This is a genomic window from Streptomyces sp. NPDC048516, assembly GCF_043199875.1.
GTDB lineage: Bacteria > Actinomycetota > Actinomycetes > Streptomycetales > Streptomycetaceae > Streptomyces.
Window position 1 is genome coordinate 310869 of sequence record NZ_JBICWS010000002.1, and the last position, 20495, is coordinate 331363.

The window sequence follows — 20495 nt, forward strand, 5'->3', positions numbered from 1 at the left end:
GCGTACGGGGCCCCGGCCCGTTGGGCGTCCGAAAAGGCTGCCCGGAGGGGCCGGTGGAGTGATGCGGGGGGCCGGGGCCGGCGGCAGGGAGCCGGCGGCGGCCGAAGAGGCGCCGGCCCGTCCGTCCCGCCCACGGCTCAGGCTGTGGCTCAGGCCGTGGCGAGATCCCGGTCGTGACGCGGTGCGGCGTGTGCCTCCATCCGCTCCGCCGCCAGGGCCATCGCCGCGGCGTCACCCCGGGAGGTGGCGACCGCCAGGGCGTTCCCGGCGAGGGTGTGGGCGCGCTGCCGCAGGGCCTCGGTCCGGGACGGGCTGCCGCCGTCGGAGGGTTCGGCGCGCAACGGGTAGTGGCCGCCGCTCAGCCGCGCGACCTGCTCGGCGATGCGCTCGGCGGCGGCGGCGAGCGCATCGCCGTCCGGTGTGGCCCCGTCGGCTGCGCCGCCGTCCGGCCGCGTCGCCAGGGCGTGCAGTTCGTCGGTGACGGTGAGCAGCGCGGTCAGCTGTCCGGCGAGCCGGATGTCCAGTTCCTCCTCGCGGGAGCGGTGCGGGACCTCCGGGGCGGCGGCCATGGTGTGGACCGACTTGGTGCGGATCGGTTCGTACATGGGACGGCCTCCTGAAAAGCGTCTAGGAGGTCATCCTAGCTTAGACGATGTCTAAAGTTGAGATCCGTATTGATCCGTGGAGGAGTCGTTCGGGCTCAGCACTGTCCGTAACCGTCGAGGAAGGAGCCGATCCGGGTGACGGCGTCCGTCAGATCGTCCTTGCTGGGCAGCGTGACCAGGCGGAAGTGATCCGGCTCCGGCCAGTTGAAGCCGGTGCCGTGCACGATCATGATCTTCTCGGCGCGCAGCAGGTCGAGCACCATCCGCCGGTCGTCCTTGACCTTGTAGACCTTGGGATCCAGCCGGGGGAAGGCGTACAGCGCGCCCTTCGGCTTGACGCAGCTGACGCCGGGGATCTGCGTCAGCAGCTCGTACGCCGTGTCGCGCTGCTCCAGCAGCCGGCCGCCGGGCAGCACCAGTTCGTTGATCGACTGGCGGCCGCCGAGTGCCGTGGCGACCGCGTGCTGGGCCGGCATATTGGCGCACAGCCGCATGTTGGCGAGGATCGTCAGCCCCTCGATGTACGAGGCGGCGTGCGCCTTCGGGCCGCAGACCGCCATCCAGCCGCTGCGGTAGCCCGCCACCCGGTACGACTTGGACAGCCCGTTGAAGGTCAGGGTCAGCAGGTCGGGGGCGAGCGAGGCGAAGGGGGTGTGGGTGACGCCGTCGTAGAGGATCTTGTCGTAGATCTCGTCGGCGCAGACGATCAGGTTGTGCCGACGGGCGATCTCCGCGATGCCTCGCAGCAGCTCGTCGTCGTACACCGCGCCCGTGGGGTTGTTGGGGTTGATGACGACGATGGCCTTGGTGCGGTCGGTGACCTTGCGCTCGATGTCGGCGAGGTCCGGCATCCAGTCGGCCTGCTCGTCACAGCGGTAGTGCACGGCCGTACCGCCGGACAGGGACACGGACGCCGTCCACAGCGGGTAGTCCGGGGCCGGGACCAGCACCTCGTCGCCGTCGTCCAGCAGCGCCTGCATCGACATCTGGATGAGCTCGGAGACGCCGTTGCCGAGGTAGATGTCGTCGACCGAGAGCTCGACGCCCTTGGTCTGGTAGTGCTGCATCACCGCGCGACGGGCGGAGAGCAGGCCCTTCGCGTCGCCGTAGCCGTGTGCCGTACCGACCGAGCGGAGGATGTCCTCCAGGATCTCGGGCGGGCACTCGAAGCCGAACGCCGCCGGGTTGCCGGTGTTGAGCTTGAGGATGCGGTGACCCGCCGCCTCCAGCCGCATGGCCTCCTCGAGCACCGGGCCACGGATTTCGTAGCAGACGTTGGCGAGCTTCGTTGACTGGATCACCTGCATGTCCGCCACCTTACGGCTGCGTATCGACCCCTGCCCGGTGTTCTTCCCCACGTTGGCCAGCGGATGGTGTGGGGTGCGTCACGCAAAGTGACGTCCTGTGGGCGGTGGGGCGGGCGGCCGGGACTGGCGGGATGGCCGGTCCGGGCGCCTGCCCCCTGCCTCGAGCGCCCGCCCTCCGTCAGGTGAAGGGGCCTTCGGCCGTGAAGCGGCGCAGGTGGTGAGCGAAGGTCTCGGCCTCGCCGGGCGGCCATGAGGACAGGCTCGTCATGATGTGGGCGGCCAGGCGTCCGCGCAGCTCTGCCACTGCCAACTGGCCCCGCTCGGTGAGGACGAGCAGCTGTGCGCGCCGGTCGGTGGGGTCCGCCTCGCGGCGGACGAGGCCGGCGGCCTCCAGGCGGGAGGCGCGGCGGGTGACGCCGGAGCGGTCGACTCCGGCGTCGGGCGCCAGGTCGGCGGCGCTGCGGGGGCCGGTCCGGGCCAGCGCGCTGAGGACCGGGTACGTCAATTCGTCCACCGCCTCACCCATGCCCTCGGTGAGCTGCTTGTGCAGCTGTGCGCGAGTGGTGCGCCTGAGCAGGAGGCCCAGCGCGTCGGCGATCTCATGCCCTACTTCGTTCTCGATGTTCTCCACGCCCCAAAGAATAGCGTGCGTGACGCACGCATTTGCTGCTACAGTCCAGGAAGTGCGTGCGCAACGCACGCATCTCTCCTCCTTTGAAGGAACTCCCATGACTCTCACCGGCATCGAGGCCGCCCTGAACGACCTGCTCTTCAACGACGAGATCACCCTGCAGGAGGCCGCCGACCGCCACTTCGCCCCGGAGTACCGCCAGCGCACGGACGGGCAGTGGGCCGACCGCGCCGAGTTCCTTGAGCACATCACCCACGTGCGCACCCTCGTCGCCGGCGGCCATGTCGAGGTGCACGAAGAGCTGTACGAAGAGCTGTACGGCGGCGGCGGCAAGTACGCCGACCGGCACACCGCGCACATCACGAAGAAGGACGGCTCGACCGTGAGCATGGAGGTCTATGTGTTCGCCGACCTCACGCCCGACGGCCGGTTCGGCCGCATCGAGGAGACCACCCTGATGCTTCGGGGCTCCGACGCCGATCGCGGCATCGGCAGTGCCCGCTAGGGGGGCGCCCCGGGGTGCGGTGCGCGACCGTTGGCCCGCCCGCACTCCTGACTGTTGGGTCTGTCGGGCCCATCGGGTCCATCGGGCCCATCGGGCCTGGTGGGGCGGGTGTGGCGGCTGGGGGTGAGTGCGCCATCCCCCTTGAGCGACACCGTTTGAATGATGAAAAGAGCGGGGCGGTAGCATATGAGCACCGCCTAGCTCGAAAGATAAGCCTGTGACTGTCAATGACGACTCGTTCACCAACTGGAAAAACCGCGAAGAGATCGCGGAGTCGATGATCCCGATCATCGGGAAGCTGCACCGGGAACGGGACGTCACGGTCCTGCTCCACAGCCGCTCCTTGGTGAACAAGTCGGTGGTCAGCATCCTCAAGACCCACCGGTTCGCCCGGCAGATCGCCGGTGTGGAACTCTCGGTCACCGAGACGCTGCCGTTCCTGCAGGCACTCACCTCGCTCGACCTCGGCCCGTCCCAGATCGACATCGCCCTGCTCGCCGAGGCGTACCGCACTGACGACCGCGGTCTGTCGGTGGAGGAGTTCACCGCCGAGGCCGTCGCCGGCGCCACCGGTACCGACAAGATCGAGCGCCGCGAGCCGCGCGATGTCGTCCTCTACGGCTTCGGCCGCATCGGCCGCCTCGTCGCCCGCCTGCTGATCGAGAAGACCGGTTCCGGCAACGGACTGCGGCTGCGCGCCATCGTCGTCCGCCAGGGCGGCGAGCAGGACATCGTCAAGCGTGCCTCGCTGCTGCGCCGCGACTCCATCCACGGGCAGTTCCAGGGCACGATCACCGTTGACGAGGCGAACAGCACGATCATCGCCAACGGCAACGAGATCAAGGTGATCTACGCCAACGACCCCTCGGAGGTCGACTACACGGCGTACGGCATCAAGAGCGCCATCCTCATCGACAACACCGGCAAGTGGCGTGACCGCGAGGGTCTGTCGAAGCACCTGCGCCCCGGCATCGACAAGGTCGTCCTGACCGCGCCGGGCAAGGGCGACGTCCCCAACATCGTGCACGGCGTCAACCACGACACGATCAAGCCGGACGAGCAGATCCTGTCCTGCGCGTCCTGCACCACCAACGCGATCGTGCCGCCGCTGAAGGCGATGGCGGACGAGTACGGCGTGCTGCGCGGCCATGTGGAGACCGTTCACTCGTTCACCAACGACCAGAACCTGCTGGACAATTACCACAAGGCCGACCGTCGCGGCCGCTCGGCGCCGCTCAACATGGTGATCACCGAGACCGGCGCCGCCTCCGCCGTCGCCAAGGCACTGCCCGAGCTCACGGCCCCGATCACCGGCAGCTCGATCCGGGTCCCGGTGCCGGACGTCTCGATCGCGATCCTCAGCCTCCGGCTCGGCCGTGAGACCAGCCGCGAGGAGGTCCTTGACTACCTCCGCGACGTGTCGCTCACCTCGCCGCTCAAGCGCCAGATCGACTTCACCACGGCGCCCGACGCGGTGTCGAGCGACTTCATGGGTTCGCGTCACGCCTCGATCGTCGATGCCGGCGCCACCAAGGTCGACGGCGACAACGCGATCCTCTACCTCTGGTACGACAACGAGTTCGGCTACTCCTGCCAGGTCATCCGCGTCGTCCAGCACGTCTCCGGGGTGGAGTACCCGACCTACCCGGCTCCGGCGGTCTGATCCGGGGACTGCTCGGTCCAGAGGACTGCTCGGTCCCGGGGGCTGCTCGGTCCGCTGGTCCCCGTCCGCTGGTCCCTGTCTGCTGGCCGCCGGCCCTTCCACCGCTCATGGGCGGCGGGAGGGCCAGTCGGCGTGGGAAGGGCCCGGCGACGCGGGGCCGGTCCTATCCCCGGTCCGTCTCCGTGCGCCGTACCGACCGTCCCGCCAGGACATCCGTCCGCCGGCCGTCCTCGATCACGAACCGGCCGTCGATGAGCACATGCGGGATGCCGGTGGGCAGGGTGCGCGGGGCGTCGAAGGTGGAGCCGGCGGCGACCGTTTCGGGGTCGAAGAGGACGAGGTCGGCGCGGTAGCCCTCACGGACGAGGCCGCGGTCGGGGAGCCGCAGGCGGGCGGCCGGGCGGCCGGTCAGATGGGCGACGCACTCCTCCAGGGAGAGCACACCCAGCTCGCGGACGTACCTGCCGAGGTACTGAGGAAAGGTCCCGTACGCGCGCGGATGCGGCTTGAGGCCCTGGAGGATGCCGTCGCTGCCGCCGGTGTGCACCCGGTGGCGCATGATCTGGCGGACGTTCTCCTCGTGGCCGACGTGCTGCAGGATCGTCGAGCCCAGGCGGTCATCGGTCAGCAGACGCCGGGCGGCCACCCACGGCTCCTCGCCGCGCTCGGCCGCGCTGCGGGCGACGGTCTTGCCGACGTAGCCGGTCAGAGCGGGGTTCGCGACACCGGAGATCTCGATGGTGTCCCAGTCGATGGGCACCCCGTGGCAGCCGTCCGCCCCGTCGATCTCCATGGCCCGGCGGATCCGCTCTGCCGTCACCTCATCGCGGAGGCGGGCGAGGATCGCCTCGGGACCGCCCTCGCTCGCCCAGCTCGGCAGCATCGCGACCAGGGTCGTACAGCCGGGGGTGTAGGGGTAGGTGTCGAGGGTGAGGTCCGCGCCCGCGTCCAGCGCCCTGTCCAGGAGTGAGAGCAGTTGGGGCGCGCGACCCTCGTTGACGCCGAAGTTCATGGTGGCGTGCGCCAGATGCAGCGCGCAGCCGGCCTCGCGGGTGAGCGCCACCATCTCCTCGTACGCCTGGAGGGCGCCGGCCCCGTAGGAGCGGTGATGCGGGCAGTAGTAGCCGTTGTAGCGGGCCACCACCCGGCACAGTTCGGTGAGTTCCGCGTCGGAGGCGTACATGCCGGGGGTGTAGGTCAGACCGGAGGACAGGCCCACCGCGCCCTGCTCCAGGCCCTCGGCGACCAGCTGTTTCATCCGCGTCAGCTCGCGGGCGGTGGCGGGGCGGTCGTCCCAGCCGAGGGCGAGCATGCGGACGGTGCCCTGCGGGATGAGGTAGGCGGCGTTGACGGCGATGCCGTGGCCGTCGAAGCCGTGGTCGAGACGGTCGAGGTAGCCGCCGACCGTACGCCAGGAGAAGTCGACGGAGGTGTCCCCGGGGCCACCGCCGTTCCAGCCGGTGATCTGGGTGCGGACCTGGGCGAGGGTCCGGTCGTCGACCGGCGCGTACGACAGGCCGTCCTGGCCGATGACTTCGAGGGTGACGCCCTGGGCGGCCTTCGCCTCGTGCGCCGGGTCACGCAGCAGCGCGAGGTCGCTGTGCGCATGCATGTCGATGAAACCGGGGGAGAGGGCGAGGCCGTGGCCGTCCACCACGCGGGCGGCGTCCGGGCGCCGGCCGCCGTCCGACTCGCGGTGGATCGCGGCGATCCGGCCGCCGGCGAGGGCGACGTCGGCGCGGTAGGACGGACCGCCGGCCCCGTCGAGGACGCGTACGTCGCGGAGCACGGTGTCCATGGCTGGGACTGCCTTTCTCGGTGCCTTCGTTTATGGCCCCTAAGCGCAACCAAGGGTTTCCAAGGCTGCCTAAGGGCAACCAAGGGTTTCCAAGGCTCCCAAGGACTCCCAAGGGCTCCTAGAAGAAGGTGCGGATGAAATCGGTGACCGTGCCGTCCTGCTCGACCAGCGGGATCAGCTGCCACTTGTCGAAGGACGTACAGGGGTGCGACAGGCCGAGCCCGACCCAGTCGCCGACCTCCAGGTCGCCGGCCCGCTCGGTGCGGACCCAGGCGTGCTGGTCGGACAGTCCGGTGACGGTGACGCCGTCCGCCGGGCGCCAAGTGCCGTCCCGGCCGGACCGTACGACCTGGGCCCGCGGCAGATGCAGGTCGTACGCCGCATCGCGCTTGCCCGCGTTGAGGAACGCCTGCTCGGGTGTGGGGCGGGAGACGACCTGCGCCCAGAGGCGGAAGGCGGGCTGCAGGGTGCCCTCCTCCGGGACGCGGTTGAAGGGGGTGACCTCGCGGTAGTGACCGTCGTCGTGCGAGACGTACGCGCCCGAGCGCAGCAGCTTGAGAGGCGGGGCGGTCAGTGCGGGGATCTCGGCGAAGACCTCGGCCACCGCATCGAACCAGGCGCTGCCGCCCGCGCTGATGACGATCTGGTCGAGGTCGGCGAACCGGCCCGCCCGGTCGAACTCCACGGCCAGTGCGACCAGTCGGCGCAGCCAGGCGGTCACCCGCTCGGGGGTGGCGTCGGGCACCTCGCCCTCGTAGCCGGCCACGCCGACCAGGCGGAGGGTGTCCACGCCCGCGATGGCGTCGGCGAGTTCGAGGCATTCGGTCTCGGTCCGCACGCCGGTCCGCGCGCCCTCGCCGGCGCCGAGCTCGACGACGACATCCACGGGTCGGGTGGCGCCGGCCTCGCGCAGCGCGGTGTCCATCAGCTCGATGCCGCGCAGTGAGTCGACGTAACACACGAAGCGGAAACCGGGGTCGGCGGCGAGCTCACCGGCGAGCCAGCGCAGCGCGGCCGCGTCCACGAGCTCGTTGGCCAGGAAGATCTGCTGGATGCCGTAGTGGCGGTAGACGCGGACCTGGTGGGGGACGGCGGCGGTGATGCCCCAGGCGCCGTGCTCCAGCTGGCGGGCGAAGAGCTGCGGTGCCATGCAGGTCTTGCCGTGCGGGGCGAAGGCCAGACCGTGCCGGGCGGCGTAGGTCTCCATCAGGGCCAGGTTGTGGGCGACCGACTCGGCGGAGAGGGCGAGGACGGGGGTGGTGAACCCATCGCGGAAGAGGTTGCGGCGTTCGGCGGCCAGCCGGCCGACGGTCCGGCCCTCGGCGTCCGGGGGCAGCGCCTTGAAGCGGTGATCGACCCGCTCGTCCGCGAGTCCCTTGAGTCCCTGCGCGAGCCGTTCACCGGCCATGGGGCCTCCTCGAAAGTCCTCGTTGCACTGTCTGCAACAGTCATTGCGCATATCGCTGACCGCTGTCTAACATCCGAGCCATCGCCCGGTCAACGGTGGTAAGCGGGGTGGGAAGCGGCGGGGAACGGGCGGGCGTACGGCCGGTACGTCGTGCGGCACACGGCTGGAACCTCCCGTGCGGCACACGGCTGGAACTCCGTGCGGCACCCGGTCCGGGAGGCACCACAGCGAAGGAGCGAAACCGATCGTGACCAGGCCCTCGAACGCCGGCGGCGCCCCCTTTCCGGGAGGCGCCCCCTTTCCGGGAGGCGCCCCCTTTCCGGGAGGCGCCCCCTTCCCGGGAGGCGCCCCCCTCCCGGGCGGCACCCCCGGCCCGGACGTCGACGTCGTCTGCCTCGGCGAGTCCATGGTCACCTTCCTGCCGCGGCTGCCCGGCCGGCTCGCCGACGTACCGTCCTTCGACCGCGCGATCGGCGGCGCCGAGTCCAACGTCGCCTGCACCCTTGCCCGCACCGGCCACACCGCACGCTGGATCTCCCGGGTCGGCACCGACGGCTTCGGCGACCACCTCCTGGCCGCCGTCGCCGACTGCGGCGTCGATGTCACCCACGTCCGACGCGACCCACTGCGCCCCACCGGCATCTACTTCCGCACCGCGGAAGACCGCGCAACCGACACCCACGAGGTCGCCTACTACCGTGCCGGTTCCGCCGCCTCCGCCATGACGGCCGCGCACCTGGACCAGGACGCCATCCGCTCCGGCCGGATCCTGCACCTGTCCGGCATCACGGCGGCGCTGTCCGAGGACTGCCTCGGCCTGATGCGTGAGCTGACCGCCCGCCGCCCGGGGCGGCCGCTGCTCTCCTTCGACGTCAACTACCGGCCGGGGCTGTGGCGTGAGCGGTCACAGGCACGGGCGCTGCTCGAACTGGCGCGGGGCGCCGACCTGGTTTTCGTAGGCGAGGACGAGGCCCGGGACGCATGGGGCCTGCACGGGTCACGGGCCATCAGCGAGGCGCTGCCGGAACCGGACCTCCTGGTCGTCAAGCAGGGCAAGCGCGGGGCCACCGTCTTCCACCGCCGGCGGACCACCGGGACGGGCGGGCGCCGCGACGAGGCCACCGGTACCGAGACCGTCGTGGGGCGCGACGAAGCCACCGCCACCGGTACCGAGACCGTCGTGGGCCGCGACGAAGCCACCGCCACCCGCACCGAGACCGCCACCTTCGTCCCGTCCCTGAACGTCGACCTCGTGGCGGCCACCGGCGCCGGCGACGCCTTCGCCGCCGGATTCCTCTCCGCCACCCTCCGCGCCCTCCCCGTCCGCACCCGCATCCGTCACGGACACCTGTGGGCCGCCGCCGCCCTCACCGTCCCCGGCGACCTGGCGACCCCGCCCGGCCGCGCGCACGCCGACCGGCTGGCGGACCTCGACGACGAGGCCTGGGGGAGACTGCACCTCGGCCCCGGCTGGACCGAAGCCGGCGCTTGCGGCCACAGGGCCGACGAGGAGGTACGGACACCGTGAACGAGCGACGCGAGACAGCCGCCGACGAGAGGCACGCCCCCGGCAACGGCAGGGACGGGCGAAACGAGGCACGCGCATGAGCCAGACCGTCGACCGCGCACTGAGCATCCTGCCGCTGCTCGCCGAGGGCCCCGCGGACCTCGGGCAGGTCGCCGACCGACTCGGTGTCCACAAGTCCACGGCCCTCCGGCTACTGCGCACCCTCCACGAACACGGCCTCGTCTACCGCCAGTCCGACCAGCGCTACCGCCTCGGCGCCCGGCTCTTCGCCCTCGCCCAGCAGGCCGTCGAAAACCTCGACGTACGCGAGATCGCCCACCCCCACCTCGTCGAACTCAACGAGAAATGCGGGCACACCGTCCACCTCGCGGTCCATGAGGAGAACGAGGTCCTGTACATCGACAAGGTGGAGAGCCGCTATCCGGTCCGGATGTACTCCCGGATCGGCAAACCCGTCGCGATCACCGTCGCCGCGGTCGCCAAGCTGCTCCTCGCCGACCTGCCCGAACCCGAGCGCCGCGCCCTCGCGGAAAAGCTCGACTACCCCCTCTACACGCCCCGTTCGACTCCCCACGCCACGGCCTTCCTGGCCGAACTGGCCAAGGTCCGTGAACAGGGCTGGGCCACCGACCTCGGTGGCCACGAGGAGTCCATCAACTGCGTCGCGGCGCCCATCCGCGGTGCGGACGGGCGCCTGGTCGCCGCCATGTCGGTCTCCGCACCGAATGTCGTCGTCACTGCCGAAGAACTCCTCACACTGCTCCCGCTGGTACGCCGCACTGCCGACGCCATCAGCCGGGAGTACTCCGGAACCGCCATTCCCCAGTAACCATCCACCGGCCCGGCCGGTAATTCCGGCCCCGTAACGACCGGCTCACCACCGGTCCTGTAACCACCGCCCCCGTAACCACCGCCCCCGCACAGAAAGCCTGAACACCATGACCGAGAAGACCGCGCTCACCCCGGCCACCCACACCACCCCGCCCGCGAAGTTCTCCCACGGCGTCAAGAAGGGCAACATCCTTCAGGTCGCGGGCCAGGTCGGCTTCCTCCCCGCCGTCGAGGGCCAGGCCCCCACCCCCGCCGGCCCCACCCTGCGTGAGCAGACCCTGCAGACCCTCGCCAACGTCCAGGCCATCCTCGAAGAGGGCGGCGCAAGCTGGGACGACGCGATGATGATCCGCGTCTACCTCACCGACGTGGACCACTTCGCCGAGATGAACGAGATCTACAACGCCTACTTCGAGGAGCAGGGCCTCAAGGAAGCCCCCGCGGCCCGCACCACCGTCTACGTCGGACTGCCCAAGGGCCTGCTCATCGAGATCGACGCCCTCGCGGTCCTGAGCTGAGGCACCGAACCCCTTGCCCCGCCTGCCGTTAGCACTACCGCACGTGCACCGTTCGCCGCACGGCACGGTGCCCCGTACCGACGGGGCGCCGTGCCGCGGTCCCCCCTGCCTGGAGATGCCTTCCAGGGGACACCCCGGACCTCCCGGGAACCGCCCCTGCCTGACAACGGAGTCACCCCATGTTCCTCGCCGCCACGCCCGCCACCCCGCCACCAACACCCCACACCGGTGGACTGATCGCCCTCATACCGGGCACCGCGGGGCTTCTGACGGTCGCCGCCCTGGGCATCGCCCTGCTCCTCGTCCTGATCATCAAGGTCCGTCTGCAGCCGTTCGTCGCGCTGCTGACGGTCTCCATCGCGGTGGGCCTGGCCGCCGGACTCTCCGTCACCGAACTCTTCGGCACGGTCCAGAAATCCGACGCCGTCTCGATGATCGAGACCGGCATGGGCGGCATCCTCGGGCACGTCGCCATCATCATCGGCCTGGGAACCATGCTCGGCGCGATCCTCGAAGTCTCCGGCGGCGCCGAGGTGCTGAGCTCCCGGCTGCTGCGCCTCTTCGGAGAGGGGCGCGAACCGCTCGCCATGGGCCTGACCGGCCTGATCTTCGGCATCCCGGTCTTCTTCGACGTCGGCATCTTCGTCCTCGCGCCGATCGTCTACGCGGCGGCGAAGCGGAGTGGCAAGTCGATCCTGCTCTACTGCATGCCGCTGCTGGCAGGGCTGTCCATGACCCACGCCTTCCTGCCGCCCCACCCCGGCCCGGTCGCCGCCGCCGGCCTCTTCAAGGTCGACCTCGGCTGGATCATCCTCATGGGCATCCTCTGCGGCATCCCGGCAGTGCTCGCCGCCTGGGGCTACGCGGCCTGGATCGGCAAGCGGCTCTTCGTGCCCGTCCCCCAGGACATGGTCGAGGCGGCGGACGAAGCCAAGGCCGCGGTCACCGCGGAGAAGGCCGCGGCCGGCGTCAGGCCCGACGAGGCACCGGTCCCCCTGGCCACCGTCCTCACCATCATCGGCACCCCGCTGCTCCTCATCCTCCTGGCGACCTTCTCCTCCATCGCCCTGGCCCCCTCGACCGGCCGCTCGGTGATCGAGTTCTTCGGCCACCCCTTCGTCGCCCTGACCCTCGCCCTGCTGATGTCGTACTACTTGCTGGGCGTCCGCCGCGGCTGGTCCCGCAAGTCCCTGGAGACGGTCTCCACCGCCTCGCTCAAGCCGGTCGGCAACATCATCCTGGTCGTCGGCGCCGGCGGCATTTTCGGCGCCGTCCTCAAGGGCAGCGGTGTGGCCACCGCCCTCTCCGACACCTTCCACAACGTCGGCCTCCCGGTCATCGTCCTCGCCTACCTCCTCTCCCTCGTCCTGCGCGTCGCCCAGGGCTCGGCCACGGTCGCCATCGTCACCACGGCCGGCATCGTCGTCCCCCTCGTCGAGGGCCAGGGCATGTCCCAGGCCCACCTCGCGCTGATCATCATGGCCATCTCGGCGGGCTCGATCTTCGCTTCACATGTGAACGACGGGGGATTCTGGATGGTCAGCAAGTACTTCGGGATCACGGAGCGCGACACCCTCAAGTCCTGGACGGTGCTGGAGTCAGTGCTCTCGGTCGCGGGGTTCGCGGTGGCGGCGCTGGTGAGCCTGGTGGTGTAGGCGCCAGTCGCTCGTCCCGTCTCCGTACGCCTGTGGGGCGTCCGACACCGGGCGCCCCACCGGCGTTTACGTCACCTCCCCGTACGCCCGGGCCCCTTCGCGCGGCAGCACGGCCCACAATCGCGTCCCGTCGCCGGGCTCCGATGACTCCCCGAATCCCCACTCGCCGTCACAGGCGTGCATCACACAAGCCAGCAGCAGGAGCACGGACCGCCGCCTGCCATCGCAGGCCGCTGCGAGACGGCGATGGGTGTGGCGCGGGTGCCCGTCGTAGAGGCTGATGCGCAGGGCGTCGCCGCGATAGCGCAGCGACAGATAGACGCTGTCGGACGGTGTGAACAGGCAGGCACAAGCGGCGAGTTCACCGATCACCTGAACCGCGGCGGCGGTCACGTCCTGCAGCCCGTGCGCCTCCAGGATCGTACGGGCGGCCGAGCGGGCCACGGCCGGACTGGCGAGCACGGCGGGAAGGGTGAGGCTGTAGGCCACGGTTTCCGGGACGCGAGGTGTACGCGTCTCGACGGTATGCGGACAGACGGTCACGGCTGCGGGCATGGCAGCAACTCCCTGTTGCAGAGGTCTGGTTGAAGGCGCGGCAGTCAGTGGCCTGTCTCCCTGACGCGACCGTCCCCTCCCAGGGCAGGAGAATGCGGGCAGGCTCGCGCGATGCGCTTCCGACTGCGTGGAGCGTAAGCGGTGTGTTACTGAATGTAGGGAGGGTGGGGCACGGTGTCCACCTCGTTGAGGGGTATTTACCCCTAGGTGTGATGGACTGGCGTGGCAGCGCAGAGGCAGACTGACCCCGATCACCGCGCGAGAAGGGGCCGCATGCCGACCAGGACGACACCGACGGTGCGCCAGCAGCGACTTGGAGCAGAGCTGCGCAAGATGCGACTCGCTGCCGGAGCCACCACCGAATACGCAGCCGGGCTGCTGGGCATCGACCGGACGCGGATCTCCAACATGGAGGGCGGCCTCAGGCCGGTCTCCCCTGAGCGTGTGCGCACGCTGGCCTGCAACTACGCCTGCCCGGAGGAGCCGTACGTCGAGGCCCTGGTCGACATGGCTGCGAACCGGGAGCGCGGCTGGTGGGAGCGGTATCGGGGCACACTCGCCGCCGGGATGCTGGACATTGCGGAGCTCGAATGGCATGCCACTCGCATCAGCACGACGCAAACGGTCCACATTCCGGGGCTGTTCCAGACCGAGGACTACGCCCGAGCCGTCTTCACCGCGGTCTTGCCACCGCCGACACGACTTGAAGTCGAACTGCGCGTCGCGCACCGTGTGGAGCGCCAGCAGGTCTTCGAGCGGCCTGAGCCACCCACCTATGTGGCCTACGTACACGAAGCGGCGCTGCGTATGAGGTTCGGCGGAGCCGGCGTCATGCGTCACCAGCTCCAGCACCTGTGCCACGCGTCGGAACGTGACGGCGTCGACGTGCGGGTCCTCTCGGTGGATGTGGGCACTTTCCCTGGAGCTGGACATGCTCTCCTGTACGCCGAAGGCATCGTTCCGCAGCTCGACACCGTGCAGCTGGACTCTGCCCACGGCCCGGAATTCACGCACGCCGAAGCCCAGCTCGCGAAGTACCGCGCCCACCTGGACTGGATGGACAATGCGTCTCTGTCGGCCCCGGCTTCGCGTGACTTCATCCGCAACGTCGCGCGCTCACTCTAGGAAGGTCACCATGCGAGACATCAACTGGGAAGAGCCCTACTGCGGCGAAGGCAACAACTGCTTCCGCGTAGGGACCGACGACCAGGGCCACTCCTACATCGCCGTAGCAGGCGCCGAGGACGCCTACGTCACCGACACCCGCGAAGCGCTCCGCACGCTCATCCGCGAGATAAAGGCTGGCAAGGCCGATCACCTGCTCTGAGGGCTGTCCCGGGTTTCCCGTTGGTTCGTCCCCTCGGTGGCCGCGGCCCGGGTGCGGCGGCGGCTCAGCAAGGTGCGGGGGCCGTCGCGGGGGAAGACGCGGGCCCGGCGCGGAAGGTTCGCCGGACCGCACGTTTCCTGCGGGGGCCGCGATCAGCCGGTGCCCTGCGCAGGTGATCGCCTGTGGGATTCTGAGGTGGCGCTTGCCCGACCTACGGAGGCGGCACGTGTACCTGCGGTGGGCCGGGCCGGTGGTCGCTGCCACCGGCAGCTCCTGCCATCGGCAGGTCCTGCCAGGTACGCGATCGTGGATGGCGTTGATGAGGACTCGAAAGGACGTAGAACATGGCTAGGGCTACTGCACGTCACATCTTGGTCAACACCGAGGCAGAGGCGTTGAATCTGAAGGAGCAGATCGCCGCCGGAGCGGACTTCGCCGAGCTCGCCAAGAAGCACTCCTCGTGCCCCTCGTCCCGTGACGGGGGCAACCTCGGGTCGTTCGGTCCCGGACAGATGGTCCCGGAATTCGACCAGGTCGTGTTCTCGGCGCCGGTCGGAGTGGTCCAGGGACCGGTGAAGACCCAGTTCGGCATGCACCTCCTGGAAGTCATCAGCCGCGAGGACTGACGCAGTGTGCCGTGGGGCCGCGTCGTTGAGGACGTGACGAGGGGGCACCCGGGCCCGAACCGTGCCGGGTGCCCCTTGTCGGCGGTCGTGCGGCTCAGCTCCCCTTGCAGTATTGGTTCTCCTTCCCGATCGCCCGGTAGGGGCAGTCGGCTATCTCCAGGAGCCGTAGCACCGCCTCGCGGTTGCGGGAGGTTTCCTTCGGGATGACGGTGTCGCGGGGGTAGAAGCCGCCGGAGCCGAAGGAGGAGGGGTACATCTCGAAGGTGTAGGCGAACACCTTCTGGTCGCCCCACAGCCAGTCGTCGATCGCGCCGTCGGTGATGTACAGGTCGCTGGACTGCTCGGGGGTGTAGCCGTTGGTGGCGGCCATGTCCTTGCCGATGGTGGCGAAGGTGTCGTGGTCGTCCTGGGTCATGCCGGGGCCGGTGTCGTCGTCGGTGAAACCGAAGGGCCACAGGACCAGTTCGCTGTAGGTGTGGAAGTCGATGGCGGCCTTGATCTGCTGCTTGCCGCCGACGATCCGGCTGTGCACGAATTTCGAGATGACCTGGACCTCGGGGGCGGAGGCGGGGGACGTGCCGCGGTAGGTCTCGGAGGAGGGGCTGGACGAAGAGCCGCCGCAGCAGCCCCACTTGAAGTCCCAGTTGCGGTTGAGGTCGGTGCCGATGTTGCGGGAACCGGCATTGGGCTGGCGGTTTTTGCGCCAGCTGCGGAACGAGCCGGAGGCGATGTCGTAGGCGCCGCCGTCCGGATTGAGGTCCGGGACGATCCAGATCTCGCGGGAGTCGAGCATCTTGGTGATGCGGGGGTCGGTCCCGTACTTCGAGGTGAACTCGTTCAGGAGGTAGAGGGCCATCTCGACGGTGAGGTGTTCCCTGGCGTGCTGGTGGGCGGTGAAGAGGACTTCGGGCTCCGCCTCGTCCTCGGCGACGTTCTTGCTGAGCTTGAGGGCGAGGAGGGCGCGCCCCTCGTGGGAGGTGCCGATGACCTGCTTGCTCAGGAGGGCCGGGTACTTGGCGACGAGGGCATCGATCTCCTTCGTGGCCTCGTCGTAGGTGTGGTACTTCGTGTAGCCGGTGGGGAAGTCCTTGACCCGGGTGCCGGAGGGCGCGGGCTTGGTGGCGGGAGGGTCGGGCAACCTGCGGAGCGCGTAGCCGAGGTGGCGGACCGCGCGGGCCTGGGCGCGGTCCGCCGTGATGACGACCTTCCCGGCGTGGACCTCGTCGAGGGTGACGCCGGTCGCGGTGAGGGCGGTGCGCCGGGCGGGGGTGGCGGGGCCGGTGACCTCGTACTGATGGGGGAGTTCGGGGCGTGCCGCGGTGCCGGCGGCGGGCCCGTCCACGGGGGCGGCCTGGGCCTGGGCGGCGGCGATCGGGGCGGCGAGTGCGAGGGAGAGGAGCGCGGCGAGGACGGTGGTCCGTCCGCCGCGGAGACGTGGTCGCATGCGGTCTCCTGTGGGGTGTGAGCGAAGCGACGGCGTCAGTGTTGGTGCGTTGGCATGGTCGGGTCAAGGCGTCGTACGGCCAGATGCGGAGCCGCCGGGCAGGGCGTTCCGTAACGGATGGTCCCGGCAACTTCCCATCGTTTCCGCTCAATTGATTGCCACCCAGGGCCGTGGCGCCAACAATGCGCACGACAAAGCCGAACGCGCCTGAGGGCGCTTCGGTGACATAAGCGGAGAGGACCCCCACATGAACAGACCTCTCGTCGGCACCCTGGCCACGGCCGTGCTGGGAGCCGCAGCCCTGGCGGGCACCGTCGGAACGGCCCACGCGGCGCCGCAGCACGGGGCGCAGCACCTCACGCAGCACGGGGCGCAGCACCTCACGCAGCACAAGACCAAGGCGGTGGACTTCGCCGGCACCGTCGCGCTGAGCAACTGCTCGGGCTCGGTCGTCCGGATGCCCGCCTCTCAGCCGAACGACCCGGCCCTGGTGATGTCCAACGGCCACTGTCTGGAAAGCGGTATGCCCGGTGCCGGCGAGGTCATCGTCGACCAGCCGTCCAGCCGCAGCTTCACCCTGCTCGACAAGTCGGCCGGCCGGGCGGGCACGATCAGGGCCACCAAGATCGCCTACGCCACCATGACCGACACCGATGTCTCGCTCTACCAGACCTCGTCGACGTACGCGCAGATCGAGCAGAAGTACGGGATCAAGCCGCTGGAGCTGGCCACGGAACACCCGGCCAAGGGCGCGGCGATCAGCGTCGTTTCCGGCTACTGGAAGAAGATCTACTCCTGCAACATCGACGGGTTCGTGCCCACCCTCAAGGAGGGTGACTGGACCTGGAAGGACTCGGTCCGCTACACCCCGCAGTGCAAGACGATCGGTGGCACGTCCGGGTCGCCGGTGATTGACACCGCCACCGGCAAGGTCGCGGCCATCAACAACACGGGCAACGAGGACGGCGAGAAGTGCACCGTCAACAACCCGTGCGAGGTTGACGAGAACGGCAATGTCACGGTGCACCAGGGCATCAACTACGCCGAGGAGACATACGGGATACCGAAGTGCTTCGGCGCCGGCAACAAGCTGGACCTGAGCGCGGCCGGCTGTGCGCTGCCCAAGCCGGCGGCCGTCCGTAGGTGACATGACGCGAAGCGCGATGCCAGGTCCCGTGCACAGGGTGCGCGGGACCTGGCGGTGTATTGAGGACGAGGAAGAGAGGTGAGGAGGAGGGGTGAGGAGGAGGGGTGAGGAGGAGGGACGGGAAAGACGGGGCGGGAATGAGGGTGGATGCGCGTCTGGAGGGCGCCGATGCCTCCCGTCCTACGGGTCCGGACCCTTCGCCCTGTCAAGAGATCTGGCGGAAGCAGGCGTTCCCAGGAGGGACGCTCGGCCGGTATCCGCCATTTCACTCCGGGGTGATGGCCATGACGAGTAGCCCAGAACGTGTTCTCTGGGACGTATCTCTGTGGATAAAGTGCTGAGCGTATGGCGCCTCTGGCGCAGAGCTGTGCCGATCCGCGGTCCCGGGGCCCCCGGCGGCCGTTAAGGAGTGGGGGAGCGACGTGCCGACCGCGATTGCAGTCACCAGCCCGGACCTCGCGCTGCCGCCGACCGACCGGCAGACCCCGGCCGCCGTCGTCCTCCAGGCCCCTCATCTCCAGCCGCTGGACGACGCCCTGACGGAGACCAGTGCCGTCCTGGAACACCACGGCCACCTCATCGTGCTGTACTCCTCGGCCTGCCCGCCGGAGCACATCCGCCGGATGCACACCCTGCGCGCCGTCCTGGAGAGCGACCGGATCGCCCTCGTGCCGCTGCCCCTGCCGCCGCTGGGCGTGGCCTTACTGGCCCGTCAGCTAAGGCAGTTGTCGCTGTGCGACTTCAGCCCCGGCGTGCTGGCCAGCGCCGCACGGCTGCTGACCCACTACCTTCACACCGGCGCGCTGCTGGGCAGCGTCAGCGGCCTGGACCGGATCGAGGTCGATCTGCGGTCCCATATGAAGTCCTGGCTGCCCGGCGCGCACTTCGCGGTGCTGGCGCATCCCGAGCCGCAGCTGCATCACGTGGACCGGCACAGTAGCGAGGCCGGGCTGCCCGCCCCCGGGTTCGCCACCCAGCTCACGGTGGCCCGTGGCCAGCTCACCTCCGAGTGGGTGACCGGAACACTCGCCCCCGCCTGGCGCGTGCAGGGGGTGTGCGAGGCCCGGCTGCCCGCCGAGTCCGCCCGGTGGTGGGGAACCCAGAAGCTGATCGAATTCGCGGCGGCCATACCGGACGTGGCGGTCCTGCGACAGCTGGTGGCCTCCGTACGGCGCGAGGAGTGCGGCTGGTGTGGCCTGGAACTCCTCGGCGACCACTGTGCGTTCTGTGCGGCGCCGCTGGCACGGGCACGGGCGGCGGGGGGTGGCGGCTCGGGCCAGGGGCCGGCGGCCATAGGCGGCCCCGAACACCGGCCGGGAGGGGGGCCGGCGGCCGCTGCGCAGGCTCTGGCGGCGGCTTCCTCGGAGGCTTCGGCTTCAGCCAAGGCTGCGGATTCCGCCTCGGCGACGGCTCCCGCCTCCGCTCCCGCCTCCGCTCCCGCCTCCGCTCCCGCCTCCGCTCCCGCCTCCGCTCCCGCCTCCGCTCCCGCCTCCGCTCCCGCCTCCGCTCCCGCTCCGCCGGCGGCTTCGGGGGGTGCGTCCTCTGCCGCTCCCCCGGAGCCGGCGGCCGGTCGTCCTCTCCCGCCCTGGGGCTCGCGCGGCCTCTCGCCGGTGACACCTCCCGGTGTGGCGGGTGTGCTCGGTGTGCCGGGCGCGGCGGGTGTACGAAGTAGCGGCCGGCCCGGAGAGCCGGGGCAGGGGCAGTGGGACGTCCGCGGGCCGGATCCCGCGGTGGGCGGCCCGGACACGTCAGGGAACCCGTACGGGTCCGGGCGCCCGGTGCCGGGCAACCCCTACGCGTCCGACGGCCCCCGTGCCCCCGGCCACCGGGACCTGCCCGGTCACCCCGATTTCACCGGCCACTGGGTGCAGCATGACCCGCAGCACCCCGGTCACCCGCACCACCCCGGTCACCCGCAGCATCACGCTCACCCGGAGCATCCCGGCTACCCGGACCAGTCCGGCCGGCCGGAGACCCCGGGTACCCCGGGTACCCCGCGGACGGTGGCCCGAGTGCGCTGAGCCACCGGGCCGTCCGCGCCCCGCCGTCACCGGGCCGCCCTCGCCCTGCCGTCTGCTGCCGCCCCGTCAGCCCCTCGGCCGGCCCGGTCAGCCGCCCGCCCCTGTCCGTCCCGCCCCTGTCCGTCCGTCCCCTCCCCGTCCGTCCCTTCCCCGTCCGTCCCCTCCCCGTCCCGATCGAGGTCCCTCCCCCATGAACTCACGCCAGCGCCGCGGAGTGATCCTGCTGCTCCTGTCGGTTCTCTGTGCGGTCGGCGCGTTCGTCGGCGTACTGTCGGTGATCAAGAACGTCGAGTCCAAGGTCGGTCCCGAAAAGACGGCGTACCGGCTGAAGACGGATGTCGCGGCCTATAAAGCGCTGGATCCTGGGCAGTTCGAGAAGGTGAAGATGCCCGAGCGGTGGCTGCCGCCCACCGCCGTGACCGACCTGGACAAGGTCAGCGGCAGGATCGCGGTGACACCGCTGAAGAAGGGGTCGCTGCTGCAGGACGACATGATCGTCGAGCGGCCCGCGCTGAAGGCCGGACAGCAGGAGATCGCCATCATGATCGACGCGGCCACCGGGGTGGCCGGAAAGATCAACCCCGGTGCCCGGGTGAACATCTACGCCACCTTCGAGGGCAAGCGCCCCGAGGACAAGCCGGTCTCCAAGGTCATCGTCTCCGGCGCCCAGGTGATCGACGTCGGCAAGCTGACGCCGCTGGAGGCCAAGGACCCGGGCGACACCAGCACCACCACAGGGCGGCAGGCAGGTGACGCCGTCCCGATCACCTTCGCGCTGAACACCCAGGACGCCCAACGGGTCGCGTACGCCGAGTCCTTCGCCTCGCACGTCCGGCTCGCCCTGATCGCCCCCGGCAGCGAGGCCACCGTCCCGCCGGGCCAGCGCACTTACACCCTCGACGGCGACAAGTGACCCGGAGGCTCAG

19 protein-coding genes are annotated in these 20495 nt (G+C 70.2%); 12 read left to right on the forward strand and 7 right to left on the reverse strand.

The features are described from left to right. Window positions 1–149 precede the first annotated feature (149 nt). The 3 genes from ACGFR7_RS05275 to ACGFR7_RS05285 all read right to left on the reverse strand — a co-directional run bounded on the left by ACGFR7_RS05275 (window position 150) and on the right by ACGFR7_RS05285 (window position 2534). Window positions 150–605 carry a hypothetical protein gene (locus ACGFR7_RS05275; protein ID WP_393313210.1) on the reverse strand — a complete coding sequence of 152 codons (456 nt, stop codon included), beginning with the start codon at window positions 603–605 and terminating at the stop codon, window positions 150–152. Between the two features lie 95 nt (window positions 606–700). Beyond that, a complete protein-coding gene (locus ACGFR7_RS05280) occupies window positions 701–1912 on the reverse strand; it encodes a pyridoxal phosphate-dependent aminotransferase (RefSeq protein WP_393313213.1) in 1212 nt (403 codons plus the stop codon). Between the two features lie 178 nt (window positions 1913–2090). Further along, a complete protein-coding gene (locus ACGFR7_RS05285) occupies window positions 2091–2534 on the reverse strand; it encodes a MarR family winged helix-turn-helix transcriptional regulator (RefSeq protein WP_393314191.1) in 444 nt (147 codons plus the stop codon). A gap of 106 nt (window positions 2535–2640) precedes the next feature. Between ACGFR7_RS05285 and ACGFR7_RS05290 the strand changes: the two genes are divergently transcribed. Further along, a complete protein-coding gene (locus tag ACGFR7_RS05290) occupies window positions 2641–3048 on the forward strand; it encodes a nuclear transport factor 2 family protein (protein ID WP_393313216.1) in 408 nt (135 codons plus the stop codon). 217 nt (window positions 3049–3265) lie between these two features. Then, window positions 3266–4711 carry a glyceraldehyde-3-phosphate dehydrogenase gene (locus ACGFR7_RS05295; RefSeq protein ID WP_393313219.1) on the forward strand — a complete coding sequence of 482 codons (1446 nt, stop codon included), beginning with the start codon at window positions 3266–3268 and terminating at the stop codon, window positions 4709–4711. Window positions 4712–4874: 163 nt separating this feature from the next. Here the strand turns inward: ACGFR7_RS05295 and ACGFR7_RS05300 are convergent, their stop codons facing one another. Both ACGFR7_RS05300 and ACGFR7_RS05305 read right to left on the reverse strand, forming a co-directional pair. Next, window positions 4875–6509 (reverse strand): amidohydrolase family protein, encoded by a 1635-nt coding sequence (locus ACGFR7_RS05300; protein WP_393313222.1) that lies wholly within the window; start codon window positions 6507–6509, stop codon window positions 4875–4877. 118 nt (window positions 6510–6627) lie between these two features. Continuing rightward, window positions 6628–7917 carry an amino acid deaminase gene (locus ACGFR7_RS05305; protein WP_393313225.1) on the reverse strand — a complete coding sequence of 430 codons (1290 nt, stop codon included), beginning with the start codon at window positions 7915–7917 and terminating at the stop codon, window positions 6628–6630. 406 nt (window positions 7918–8323) lie between these two features. Between ACGFR7_RS05305 and ACGFR7_RS05310 the strand changes: the two genes are divergently transcribed. From ACGFR7_RS05310 to ACGFR7_RS05325, 4 genes are all read left to right on the forward strand, one after another. After that, complete coding sequence (locus ACGFR7_RS05310) at window positions 8324–9445, forward strand: sugar kinase (RefSeq protein ID WP_393314193.1); 1122 nt, start codon at window positions 8324–8326, stop codon at window positions 9443–9445. A gap of 76 nt (window positions 9446–9521) precedes the next feature. Further along, window positions 9522–10274, forward strand: a complete 753-nt coding sequence (locus tag ACGFR7_RS05315) for an IclR family transcriptional regulator (protein ID WP_393313228.1) — start codon at window positions 9522–9524, stop codon at window positions 10272–10274. Between the two features lie 109 nt (window positions 10275–10383). Continuing rightward, complete coding sequence (locus ACGFR7_RS05320) at window positions 10384–10794, forward strand: RidA family protein (protein ID WP_129294426.1); 411 nt, start codon at window positions 10384–10386, stop codon at window positions 10792–10794. 179 nt (window positions 10795–10973) lie between these two features. Next, window positions 10974–12449 carry a GntP family permease gene (locus ACGFR7_RS05325; protein ID WP_393313231.1) on the forward strand — a complete coding sequence of 492 codons (1476 nt, stop codon included), beginning with the start codon at window positions 10974–10976 and terminating at the stop codon, window positions 12447–12449. Window positions 12450–12515: 66 nt separating this feature from the next. Here the strand turns inward: ACGFR7_RS05325 and ACGFR7_RS05330 are convergent, their stop codons facing one another. After that, window positions 12516–13004, reverse strand: a complete 489-nt coding sequence (locus tag ACGFR7_RS05330) for an ATP-binding protein (RefSeq protein ID WP_393313234.1) — start codon at window positions 13002–13004, stop codon at window positions 12516–12518. A gap of 273 nt (window positions 13005–13277) precedes the next feature. Here ACGFR7_RS05330 and ACGFR7_RS05335 point away from each other — a divergent pair, with 273 nt between their 5' ends. The 3 genes from ACGFR7_RS05335 to ACGFR7_RS05345 all read left to right on the forward strand — a co-directional run bounded on the left by ACGFR7_RS05335 (window position 13278) and on the right by ACGFR7_RS05345 (window position 14957). Beyond that, a complete protein-coding gene (locus ACGFR7_RS05335; RefSeq protein WP_393313237.1) occupies window positions 13278–14129 on the forward strand; it encodes a helix-turn-helix domain-containing protein in 852 nt (283 codons plus the stop codon). A gap of 10 nt (window positions 14130–14139) precedes the next feature. Next, window positions 14140–14331: a hypothetical protein gene (locus ACGFR7_RS05340; RefSeq protein ID WP_393313240.1), complete on the forward strand. Its 192-nt coding sequence runs from the start codon at window positions 14140–14142 to the stop codon at window positions 14329–14331. A gap of 344 nt (window positions 14332–14675) precedes the next feature. Continuing rightward, entirely contained in the window at window positions 14676–14957 is a 282-nt protein-coding gene (locus ACGFR7_RS05345; RefSeq protein ID WP_393313243.1) for a peptidylprolyl isomerase, read from the forward strand. Window positions 14958–15051: 94 nt separating this feature from the next. On the opposite strand, the gene ACGFR7_RS05350 is transcribed toward ACGFR7_RS05345, so the two are convergent. Beyond that, on the reverse strand, window positions 15052–16401 hold the full coding sequence (locus ACGFR7_RS05350) for a M14 family metallopeptidase (RefSeq protein ID WP_393313246.1): 1350 nt from the start codon (window positions 16399–16401) through the stop codon (window positions 15052–15054). Between the two features lie 247 nt (window positions 16402–16648). Between ACGFR7_RS05350 and ACGFR7_RS05355 the strand changes: the two genes are divergently transcribed. From ACGFR7_RS05355 to cpaB, 3 genes are all read left to right on the forward strand, one after another. After that, window positions 16649–17548, forward strand: a complete 900-nt coding sequence (locus ACGFR7_RS05355) for a serine protease (protein WP_393313249.1) — start codon at window positions 16649–16651, stop codon at window positions 17546–17548. A gap of 422 nt (window positions 17549–17970) precedes the next feature. Then, window positions 17971–19569, forward strand: coding sequence for a hypothetical protein (locus tag ACGFR7_RS05360; protein WP_393313252.1), 1599 nt, complete (start codon window positions 17971–17973; stop codon window positions 19567–19569). Window positions 19570–19759: 190 nt separating this feature from the next. Then, the gene (gene cpaB, locus ACGFR7_RS05365) at window positions 19760–20482 is read left to right on the forward strand and encodes a Flp pilus assembly protein CpaB (RefSeq protein WP_393313255.1); all 723 of its coding nucleotides are present in this window, start codon (window positions 19760–19762) and stop codon (window positions 20480–20482) included. Window positions 20483–20495 lie beyond the last annotated feature (13 nt).